Source organism: Hominiventricola sp. (assembly GCF_057604405.1).
Genome location: NZ_DBLYVB010000001.1, coordinates 432,893 through 442,659, shown reverse-complemented (window position 1 = coordinate 442,659; position 9,767 = coordinate 432,893). Strand labels below are relative to the sequence as shown.

General features: G+C 45.6%; 10 protein-coding genes, 2 tRNA genes and 1 riboswitch. Of the genes, 10 read left to right on the top strand and 2 right to left on the bottom strand.

Going from position 1 to position 9,767, the window contains the following annotated elements; translation table 11 throughout:
• Positions 1-401: recombinase family protein (locus tag ACZMB2_RS02100; protein WP_487595287.1), on the bottom strand; the 401-nt coding region annotated here is incomplete at its 3' end.
• A gap of 38 nt (positions 402-439) precedes the next feature.
• Between ACZMB2_RS02100 and ACZMB2_RS02095 the strand changes: the two genes are divergently transcribed.
• The gene (locus ACZMB2_RS02095) at positions 440-1,012 is read left to right on the top strand and encodes a manganese catalase family protein (RefSeq protein ID WP_487595286.1); all 573 of its coding nucleotides are present in this window, start codon (positions 440-442) and stop codon (positions 1,010-1,012) included.
• Between the two features lie 134 nt (positions 1,013-1,146).
• Here ACZMB2_RS02095 and ACZMB2_RS02090 read toward each other — a convergent pair whose 3' ends face one another.
• Positions 1,147-1,386, bottom strand: a complete 240-nt coding sequence (locus ACZMB2_RS02090) for a hypothetical protein (RefSeq protein ID WP_487595285.1) — start codon at positions 1,384-1,386, stop codon at positions 1,147-1,149.
• Positions 1,387-1,552: 166 nt separating this feature from the next.
• Between ACZMB2_RS02090 and ACZMB2_RS02085 the strand changes: the two genes are divergently transcribed.
• From ACZMB2_RS02085 to ACZMB2_RS02045, 9 genes are all read left to right on the top strand, one after another.
• Positions 1,553-1,627 (top strand) — tRNA-Pro (locus ACZMB2_RS02085).
• A 141-nt stretch (positions 1,628-1,768) separates the two neighbouring features.
• Positions 1,769-3,049, top strand: coding sequence for a diaminopimelate decarboxylase (locus tag ACZMB2_RS02080; RefSeq protein ID WP_487595284.1), 1,281 nt, complete (start codon positions 1,769-1,771; stop codon positions 3,047-3,049).
• 49 nt (positions 3,050-3,098) lie between these two features.
• Positions 3,099-3,181: transfer RNA gene (locus ACZMB2_RS02075), tRNA-Leu, on the top strand.
• Positions 3,182-3,298: 117 nt separating this feature from the next.
• Positions 3,299-3,622: an anti-sigma factor family protein gene (locus tag ACZMB2_RS02070; protein WP_487595283.1), complete on the top strand. Its 324-nt coding sequence runs from the start codon at positions 3,299-3,301 to the stop codon at positions 3,620-3,622.
• The gene (polA, locus tag ACZMB2_RS02065) at positions 3,622-6,150 is read left to right on the top strand and encodes a DNA polymerase I (protein ID WP_487595282.1); all 2,529 of its coding nucleotides are present in this window, start codon (positions 3,622-3,624) and stop codon (positions 6,148-6,150) included. Before ACZMB2_RS02070 ends, polA begins: the two co-directional genes overlap by 1 nt.
• Before the next feature lie 3 nt (positions 6,151-6,153).
• Positions 6,154-6,741, top strand: a complete 588-nt coding sequence (coaE, locus tag ACZMB2_RS02060; RefSeq protein WP_487595281.1) for a dephospho-CoA kinase — start codon at positions 6,154-6,156, stop codon at positions 6,739-6,741.
• The gene (locus tag ACZMB2_RS02055; RefSeq protein ID WP_118769271.1) at positions 6,742-7,539 is read left to right on the top strand and encodes an MBL fold metallo-hydrolase; all 798 of its coding nucleotides are present in this window, start codon (positions 6,742-6,744) and stop codon (positions 7,537-7,539) included. It begins immediately after the preceding gene.
• A 19-nt stretch (positions 7,540-7,558) separates the two neighbouring features.
• Complete coding sequence (locus tag ACZMB2_RS02050; RefSeq protein WP_118769272.1) at positions 7,559-7,831, top strand: ACT domain-containing protein; 273 nt, start codon at positions 7,559-7,561, stop codon at positions 7,829-7,831.
• A gap of 17 nt (positions 7,832-7,848) precedes the next feature.
• Entirely contained in the window at positions 7,849-9,213 is a 1,365-nt protein-coding gene (locus tag ACZMB2_RS02045; RefSeq protein WP_487595280.1) for a PFL family protein, read from the top strand.
• 104 nt (positions 9,214-9,317) lie between these two features.
• Positions 9,318-9,520: riboswitch (cobalamin riboswitch) on the top strand.
• Positions 9,521-9,767: the final 247 nt, after the last annotated feature.

Below are 9,767 nucleotides of genomic sequence, written 5' to 3'. Positions count from 1 at the left end.
GAGTAATATTTATCCATGGCTTCAAGAAGGGCTTCCATAAGAATGGAAGTGGGGTCATCTGACAGGGGTTCAGTAATAGAAATGACATCTATGCCGCATTCACGGCGAAGTAGGGATTTATAGAAAATACTGTCCTGACGGCTGCGGGCGAAGCGGGAATATTTCCAGACAAGAATCACGTCGAAGGGACGGGGAGTCTCTCTGGCAGCTGCGATCATTTTTAGAAAAGCAGGGCGTCTTGCGGCAGTACGCCCGCTGATTCCCTCATCCATATAGATGTGGGAATCCAGGAGCAGAAGCTGGTGATCTTGTGCATAGATGCGTAGTTGGTTCAGCTGGCTTGCAGGGGAAAATTCAATCTGGTCATCGGTAGAAACACGGATGTAGGCGGCAGCGTTCATGAAAAGAACTCCTGAAAAAGTGATGGTTACTATATTTTATGCCGGATTGCCTGGCTGACATACCATTGGGCGGTCCCGATGGTGAACTGAGCGCCAGCATGCGGTATCTGGCACAACGTTATACCATGCCGTACCGGGAGTGTATGGCAACACTGACGGATATTGGAACGGAAGAGCTGGCTCATCTGGAAATGATATGTGCCATTGTATATCAGTTGACAAAGAATATGACCATGGAAGAATTAAAAGCATCCGGTTTTGACAAATACTATGTAGATCATACTACAGCGCTGTGGCCACAGGCAGCAGGCGGCATTCCGTTTAATGCCTGCGAGTTCCAGTCCAAGGGAGATGTAATTACCGATCTCACGGAGGACCTTGCTGCGGAGCAGAAAGCCCGGACGACGTATGACAATCTGCTTCGACTGGTCAAAGATCCGGAAGTGGCAGATCCGCTTCGCTTTTTAAGAGCAAGGGAGGTTGTTCATTTCCAGCGTTTTGGGGAAGCACTGCGTGTCGTGCAGGAAAATCTGGATGCAAAGAATTTCTATATTATGAATCCGGAATTCGATACGGGAATTAAAGGAAAATGCTGTGAGAAAAATAGATAACTGATTGCTCAGGGGATTCACGGTGTACCCAGCAGACTGCAGGATACACCGTAAATCCCAGTATCGAATGCAGACAGGCAACTGCATTCAAAAGAGCAATACAGAACATATAAAAAGAAACTGAAAGAGGCGGGTTATGATTTGGCGAGGGTACAAGAATAAGATTTCTTGCTGCGGTAAGCTTTCTCTGTCTGAGGCGAGAGCCCACTTGCCAATCGCATGAGCCAGATTACATTTGCCAGATATCCGACTGCCAGTACCAAAAGAGCGTTTAATGCTGCTGGAAGACCGAACAGTGAGCCGACGCCCCACAGTAGCAGCCAGCAGAGCAACAGATAGATTTTTGTATGTTTTAAAATGAATAATTTCATCATGTATTCCTCCATTTCTAATAAATAGTATAAAATAGCAATGTAAAATCCAAATGCTGCAACTGGTAAAATCAACGTAAAATTTAAGAAAAATCGAGAATGGGAGTAAACGGAAGAAAAAAATAATAGTTGCATTTTTTAAAACTATACGGTATAATTAATCCGTTGTCGGGGTATGGCTCAGTTTGGCTAGAGCGCACGGCTGGGGGCCGTGAGGTCGCAGGTTCGAATCCTGTTACCCCGATTGACAGGGCTGCCTGAAGCGGCTCAATCCGAAGAGGGAGGCTGTGTGAACAGACTTCCTCTTTTTTTCGGCAGAATGATTACGTGTGTTCTGCATGGTTCGCAAACAAACTATACAATAATAATGAGGAGTAATATGCAGATGAAGAAAGTACCATTTGTTACCAAGGATCAGATCGAAGGTATTGCAAAGATTTATCCGACACCGTTCCATATTTATGATGAAAAGGGAATCCGCGAAAATGTGAAACGTCTTTACGAAGCATTTTCCTGGAATCCGGGATATAAAGAATATTTTGCAGTGAAGGCAACGCCGAATCCATTCCTGATGCAGATTTTAAATGAGTATGGCTGTGGAAGTGACTGCTCTTCCCAGGCAGAACTGGTTTTGTCTGAGGCAGTAGGCATTGTCGGACATGATATCATGTTCTCTTCCAATGATACTCCGCTGGAGGAGTTCGCGTACTGTGAGAAACTGGGTGGAATTATTAACCTGGATGATATTACCCATATTGAAGCTGTGGAAAAATCCGTTGGTTATTTACCGAAAACCATGAGCTGCCGTTATAATCCGGGCGGATATTTTAAAATGAGCAATGGTATCATGGACAACCCTGGTGATGCCAAATATGGCATGACAGAGGAACAGATGGTCGAAGCTTACAAGATCATGAAATCAAAAGGTGTTGAGAACTTTGGAATTCATGCATTCCTGGCAAGTAATACCGTAACTAACGAGTATTATCCAATGCTCGCAAAAGTATTATTTGAACTGGCTGTACGTCTGAAAAAAGAGACGGGTGCACATATTACATTCATTAATCTGTCTGGAGGAATCGGTATTCCGTATCAGCCGGATCAGGAACCGAATGACATTATGGTTATCGGTGAGGGCGTTCGGAAAGTATACGAAGAAGTGCTGGTACCGGCAGGTATGGGGGATGTTTCTCTGTGTACGGAATTGGGAAGATACATGATGGGACCATATGGTGGACTGGTAACTCAGGCTATTCATGAGAAACATACGCATAAAGAGTATATTGGTGTGGATGCCTGTGCAGCAAATCTGATGCGTCCGGCTATTTATGGTGCATATCATCACATTACTGTTCTTGGTAAAGAGAATGCACCTTGCGATCATGTTTACGACGTAACCGGATCTCTCTGTGAGAATTGTGATAAATTTGCTGTAGACCGTAAACTACCGAGAATTGATAAAGGTGATTATCTGTTTATTCATGATGCAGGTGCACATGGACATTCTATGGGATATAACTATAATGGTAAACTGCGTTCTGCAGAACTGCTTCTGAAAGAGGATGGCTCTGTACAGTTGATTCGAAGAGCAGAGACACTGAATGATTACTTCGCAACCTTTGACTGCTTTGAAATTGGAAAAAAACTGAAAGAGCTTGTAAAATAATTTTCTTGCACTTTGGGAGGACTTGTGGTATGATAACTGAGTTGGATGCGCAGGAGTGGCGGAATGGCAGACGCATCAGACTCAAAATCTGACGAGGGTGACTTCGTGTGGGTTCAAGTCCCATCTCCTGCATAGGAAAAAAGGCTTCATACCAGACGGTATGGAGCTTTTTTTGTTCAACTTGCATTCCCATATTTGATTAGATATAATAGAAATACATGTGTATGAGTGAAGACAGGAGCGGGAAGGATGAACTGTAAGCAGGCACAACGGCTGTTGGTTCCTTATATTAATGGGGAACTGGACGAGCGGGAAGAAGGAGAATTTGTGAAACACATTCGGCATTGTCCGGAATGTTATGAAGAATTGGAAGTGTATGCCACGGTTTTTGCCGGTATCCGACAGCTGGATGGTGCGGAGGAGACGGTGAATTACCGGACACTGGTAAATGATTCCCTGGAAAATTCCGAAGAGGATGTACGGGATGAACATTTTCTATATTTATATGTGCTTTTGATGCGTTTAGCTGCAACTGGAGTGTTATTCTATATGATCGTGAGGTGGCTCATCTGATGAGTGAAAAAATAGTTTTGATTGATGGGCACAGTATTATCAACCGTGCCTTTTATGGTGTCCCGGACCTGACCAATGCAGAGGGACTTCATACCAATGGAATCTACGGATTTCTGAATATTATGTTCCGGATTCTGGACGAGGAAAAGCCGGAATATCTGGCGGTGGCTTTTGACCTGAAGGCACCGACGTTTCGGCATAAAATGTATGATGCTTATAAGGGAACGAGAAAACCTATGCCGGAGGAACTGCGTGAGCAGGTGCCGGTATTAAAAGAACTGCTTGCAGCCATGGGTATCCCACTGCTTATGATGGAAGGCTATGAGGCGGATGACCTGCTGGGAACAGCAGCAAAAAAGAGCGAAGAGGCAGGTGTGGATGCAGTCATTGTATCCGGAGATCGGGATCTTCTGCAGCTGGCCACAGAGAAAATTATGATCCGGATGCCGAAAACAAAGAGAGGTGTCACGGAAATTGAAAATTATCATGCCCAGGATGTAAAGGATGCCTATCAGGTAACACCGTCCCAGATTATCGAGTTAAAAGCACTTATGGGAGATGCTTCTGATAATATTCCGGGGGTACCGGGTATTGGAGAGAAGACAGCAACCAACCTGATCGTTGCTTACGGCACGATTGAAAATGCGTATGCCCATGTAGAGGAGATTAAGCCAAACCGTGCAAAGGAAGCGCTGAAAAACCATTACGATATGGCCAAGATGAGTAAAGAACTGGCTACCATCTGCTTGGAAGCACCGCTTACTCTTTCTTTTGAGGATGCAAGGCTTACAAACCTCTATACGCCGGAGGCTTACGAATGGTGCAGAAAACTGAATTTTAAGAAGCTCCTGGGACGGTTTGAGGAGGTAGAAGCAGGCAAGCCGGCAGAACCGGAAGTGACGATGGTTACCGATTTTGCCGAAGCAGAAAATCTGTTTTCACGACTGAAAAATCAGAAGCAGATTGCCTTTGAACTGTATCATGAAGATGGATTGCATGTATCTCTGACAGATTCGGAGCAGGAAGTGTTCTGTGTTTCCGAGGAAGGATTTCTGACGGAACAATATCTTCTGGACAAGCTGAGAGAAATCATCGAGGAAGTACCGCTTTGCGGGGCTTCAGATGTGAAAAAATTATTAGCTTTTGTCCATCCGGTTTATCGGGAACATTTGTTTGATATTGAGATTGCGGCTTATCTTATCAATCCGCTCATGAGCAGCTATGAGCATGAAGATCTGAAAAAACCGTATGCGGCACTCACTACTTTTAAAAAGATGCCGGAGCTTCTGAAAAAACTGGACGAGATGGGTATGAGAAAGCTGTTCGATGAGATCGAGATGCCGTTGGTATTTACCTTGTATGACATGGAGCAGGCGGGTATCCGGGTGAATGGTGAAGAACTCCGGGAATATGGGGAAGCGCTGGTTGGCCGGATTGAGGAGTTGGAGAAAAAGATTCATGAGGCAGCCGGTGAGGTATTTAATATAAATTCTCCCAAGCAGCTGGGCGTGATTTTGTTTGAAAAGATGGGAATGAAGGGTGGTAAGAAGACCAAGACCGGCTATTCCACATCAGCGGACATCTTAGAAAAGCTGGCAGGCGATCAGCCGATAGTGAGGGATATTCTGGAATACCGTCAGCTGACCAAATTAAAATCCACTTATGCAGACGGACTGGCTGGCTGTATTGCGAAGGATGGAAGAATTCACAGCAAATTTAACCAGACCATTACAGCCACCGGAAGGATCAGCAGTACGGAGCCGAACCTTCAGAATATTCCGGTACGTATGGAGCTTGGACGGCTGATCCGAAAGGTCTTTATTCCGGCGGAGGATTGTATTTTCCTGGATGCGGATTATTCCCAGATTGAGCTTCGGGTACTGGCTCATATGTCCGGGGATGAGAAACTGATTGAGGCTTATCAGCAGGCAGAGGATATTCATCGTTTGACTGCTTCTCAGGTATTTCACGTGCCCATTGATGAGGTGACACCGCAGCAGCGTAGAAATGCGAAAGCAGTTAATTTTGGTATTGTATATGGAATCAGTTCTTTTGGGCTGTCTCAGGATCTGAGCATTTCCACCAAAGAAGCCAAAGAATATATTGAACGATATTTTGAAACCTATCCGGGAATCAAGTCTTATCTGGATGGACTGGTAGAGCATGCCAAAGAGGAAGGCTATGTGACCACCATGTATGGCAGGAGAAGACCGGTTCCGGAATTGAAATCTTCTAACTTTATGCAGCGATCCTTTGGAGAGCGCGTGGCCATGAATTCCCCCATTCAGGGAACGGCAGCGGACATTATCAAGATTGCCATGAACCGGGTACATGACCGGTTACGGGAAGAGAGAATGAAATCAAGGCTGATCCTGCAGGTGCACGATGAATTATTGGTGGAGGCAAAGCTTTCTGAAGCAGATCGGGTAGAAGAAATTTTGCGGGAGGAGATGCAGCAGGCAGCGTCTTTGCGGGTTCCGCTGGAAATCGATCTCCACAGAGGAAAAAACTGGTACGAGGCGAAATAACAGATGAAAATTATTGGAGTGACCGGCGGTGTGGGAGCCGGAAAGAGTACGGTGCTGAACTATCTGGAAAAACGTTATGGAGCGAAGCTTATTCTGGCGGATCTGGTAGGTCATGAAGTGATGGAACCAGGTCATGAAGCTTATGAGCAGGTAGTAAAGGTGTTTGGTCAGGAAATAGTAAGTGAAGACAAAACCATTGACCGGAAAGCATTGGGAGCCATCGTATTTGCGGATGAGAAGAAACGCATGATTCTGAACCGGATCATCCATCCGGCAGTACGGCAGGAAATTCTGCGGCGGCTGGAAGAAGCGGAATTATCGCATTTGTCATACGTTGTGGTAGAAGCTGCTTTATTTCTGGAAGAAAATTATGATGCATTCTGTGATGAAACATGGTATATTTATACAGATGAAAAAATTCGGCGTCAAAGACTGAAGGAAAGCCGCGGTTACAGCGACGAGAGGATAGATCAGATCTTCCGCAGCCAGAAAACACATGAAGAATTTCAGAAGCGCTGTCTGTTTATGATTGATAATAACGGCAGTGAGGAAGAGACATTTCGACAGATAGACAGAAGGATGAAGGAATAGATGAGATTATGCAGTATTGCCAGCGGAAGCAGCGGAAACTGTATTTATACAGGAAGTGATAATACCCATCTGCTGGTGGATGCGGGCATCAGCGCGAAACGGGTCGAAGCGGGTTTAAAGGAACTGGAGCTGGAAGGAAGCGATATTCAGGGGCTTTTGATTACCCATGAGCATTCAGATCATATTAAGGGAGTGGGTGTTCTGGCCAGAAGATATGGTGTGCCGATCTATGCAACGGAAGGCACGATCCGTCAGATGAAGTCTATGAGCAGTCTTGGAACCATAGACGAAGGACTGTACCATGTGGTGCATGCAGATGAAGATTTTTTCATAGGGGATATGAAGGTGGAACCATTCGCTATTTCTCATGATGCGGCGGAACCGGTGGCTTATCGGTTTGAGTGCGGAGAGAAGAGTACGGCGGTAGCCACGGACATGGGGGTCTATAACGATTATATTGTGGAACATCTTAAGGGACTGGATACAGTTCTTCTGGAGGCAAACCACGATATTCAGATGCTTCAGGTAGGACCTTATCCTTATCCTTTAAAACAGAGGATTTTAGGAGAGAGGGGACATCTGTCCAACGAGAGTGCCGGACAGCTTCTTTGCAGAATTCTGCATGATAATATTAAGAAGATTTACCTCGGACATCTGAGCAAAGAAAATAACTACGCGGAACTGGCTTATGAGACGGTACGTCTGGAAATTGAGCTGGATCCGGTGGATTATAAATCCGGAGATTTTGACATTCAGGTAGCAGACAGGGAACAATGCTCCGGAGTATGTAATTTCTAACCAACATGGAGGAGAACCTATGAAAAACAAATTTATTATCACAGTAGTAGGACACGATACAGTAGGCATTATTGCAAAAGTCTGCACGTATCTCGCAGAACATCAGGTAAACATTCTGGACATTTCCCAGACCATCGTTGACGGTTATTTCAATATGATGATGATCGTGGACGCTGCACAGGCAGGAGATGTGACAGAACTTTCCAGTGATCTCGGTGCACTGGGACAGGAGATCGGCGTAGTGATCCGCTGTCAGCATGAAGATATCTTTAACATGATGCATCGTATCTAAGGAGAGATAAGAAGACTATGATCAATATTACAGAAGTTCTTGAGACCAATAAAATGATCGAGGAAGAGAATCTGGATGTACGTACCATTACGCTGGGCATTAGCCTTCTGGACTGCATTGATTCTGACCTTGAGACTTTGAAGAAAAATATTTATGAGAAGATCACCACGACGGCCAAAGATCTGGTATCCACTGGAAAATCCATCGAGGCGCAGTACGGAATTCCCATTGTTAATAAACGTATTTCCGTAACTCCGATTGCTCTGATCGGTGGACCGGCCTGCAAGACACCGGATGATTATGTGGAGATTGCAAAGGTGCTGGATAAGGCAGCCCATACGGTAGGCGTTAACTTCCTGGGCGGGTTTTCTGCACTGGTTTCCAAGGGAATGACGAAGAGTGACGAGCTTATTATGCGTGCCATCCCGAAGGCGCTGGCAGCGACGGAACGTGTCTGCAGTTCTGTCAATGTGGGTTCCACCAAGACCGGTATTGATATGGATGCAGTCCGTCTGATGGGTGAAATTGTAAAAGAAACTGCAGAAATGACGAAGGAGAATGATTCTCTTGGTTGTGCAAAGCTGGTTATTTTCTGCAATGCACCAGATGATAACCCGTTCATGGCAGGTGCTTTCCATGGAGTAACTGAGGGAGATGCTGTCATCAATGTGGGTGTCAGTGGCCCTGGTGTTGTAAAGAAGGCCCTTTCCCAGGTTCGTGGAGAAAATTTTGAGGTACTTTGTGAGACGATTAAGAAAACCGCATTTAAGATTACCCGTGTTGGTCAGCTGGTAGCTCAGGAAGCATCCAGAAGAATGGGAATTCCATTCGGTATCATCGACCTTTCTCTGGCACCGACTCCGGCCATTGGAGACAGCGTCGCTGAGATTCTGGAGGAGATTGGTCTGGAGCATGCAGGAGCACCGGGTACCACTGCAGCCCTGGCGCTTTTAAATGACCAGGTGAAGAAAGGCGGCGTTATGGCATCTTCTTATGTAGGCGGCTTAAGCGGTGCATTTATTCCGGTCAGTGAAGATCAGGGAATGATTGATGCCGTACAGGCGGGAGCACTTACGTTGGAGAAATTAGAAGCTATGACCTGTGTCTGCTCCGTAGGTCTTGATATGATTGCCATTCCGGGTGACACAAAAGCAACTACCATTTCTGGTATTATTGCTGACGAGATGGCAATCGGTATGGTTAACCAGAAGACAACGGCAGTTCGTCTGATTCCGGTTATCGGAAAAGGTGTAGGTGAGATGGTAGAGTTTGGTGGATTGCTTGGCTATGCACCGATTATGCCGGTAAATAACTTCTCCTGTGACGCATTTGTGGAAAGAACCGGAAGAATTCCGGCTCCGATTCACAGTTTTAAGAACTAAAAGGTAATAATTGCCAATAAAACAGCCGGACTGAAAAAGAAAATTGGGAAAAATATCCCAAAACTCTTGACAGCTCGGCTGTTGTTGTCTATAATCAATAATGTGCAGAGAATGCTGTACCAAGTGCGTGCCTACCATACGACAGGTGCGAAAAGGGAATCAGGTGCGAGTCCTGAGCGATCCGGTCACTGTATTCGGAGAGTCTGTTTTCAAAATCCCATTGCATAACCCAATCATACATGTGAGAAGGGGAGGACAGACGTTGGTATCCGTAAGTCAGGAAACCTGCTTGGTATGTGAGATGAGCTTCCGAGCAAGGCTTAACATCCAACAGATGGAGTGAATGGCGCACTTCATTTTGCGAAATGTCGGCTTGTGGGTTATAGCGGCAGTTTTTTTATTTATGTGAAATCTCATGCAGAATGCACGAATATATGACTGGTGTATATGCGTTATCCTCCATATCCATCGCATATGAATGGCACATCAGTCCAGCAACAGATAATGACCCCTCCGGGCGCAGGTTCCTGAACATCCTGCCTCCCGGAGGGGTC

Coding starts and splice junctions, on each gene's coding strand:
- polA (WP_487595282.1), top strand. CDS start 3,622: ATGAGTGAAAAAATAGTTTTGATTGATGGGCACAGTATTATCAACCGT.
- ACZMB2_RS02095 (WP_487595286.1), top strand. CDS start 440: ATGCCGGATTGCCTGGCTGACATACCATTGGGCGGTCCCGATGGTGAA.
- ACZMB2_RS02070 (WP_487595283.1), top strand. CDS start 3,299: ATGAACTGTAAGCAGGCACAACGGCTGTTGGTTCCTTATATTAATGGG.
- ACZMB2_RS02055 (WP_118769271.1), top strand. CDS start 6,742: ATGAGATTATGCAGTATTGCCAGCGGAAGCAGCGGAAACTGTATTTAT.
- ACZMB2_RS02090 (WP_487595285.1), bottom strand. CDS start 1,386: ATGATGAAATTATTCATTTTAAAACATACAAAAATCTATCTGTTGCTC.
- ACZMB2_RS02050 (WP_118769272.1), top strand. CDS start 7,559: ATGAAAAACAAATTTATTATCACAGTAGTAGGACACGATACAGTAGGC.
- ACZMB2_RS02045 (WP_487595280.1), top strand. CDS start 7,849: ATGATCAATATTACAGAAGTTCTTGAGACCAATAAAATGATCGAGGAA.
- ACZMB2_RS02080 (WP_487595284.1), top strand. CDS start 1,769: ATGAAGAAAGTACCATTTGTTACCAAGGATCAGATCGAAGGTATTGCA.
- coaE (WP_487595281.1), top strand. CDS start 6,154: ATGAAAATTATTGGAGTGACCGGCGGTGTGGGAGCCGGAAAGAGTACG.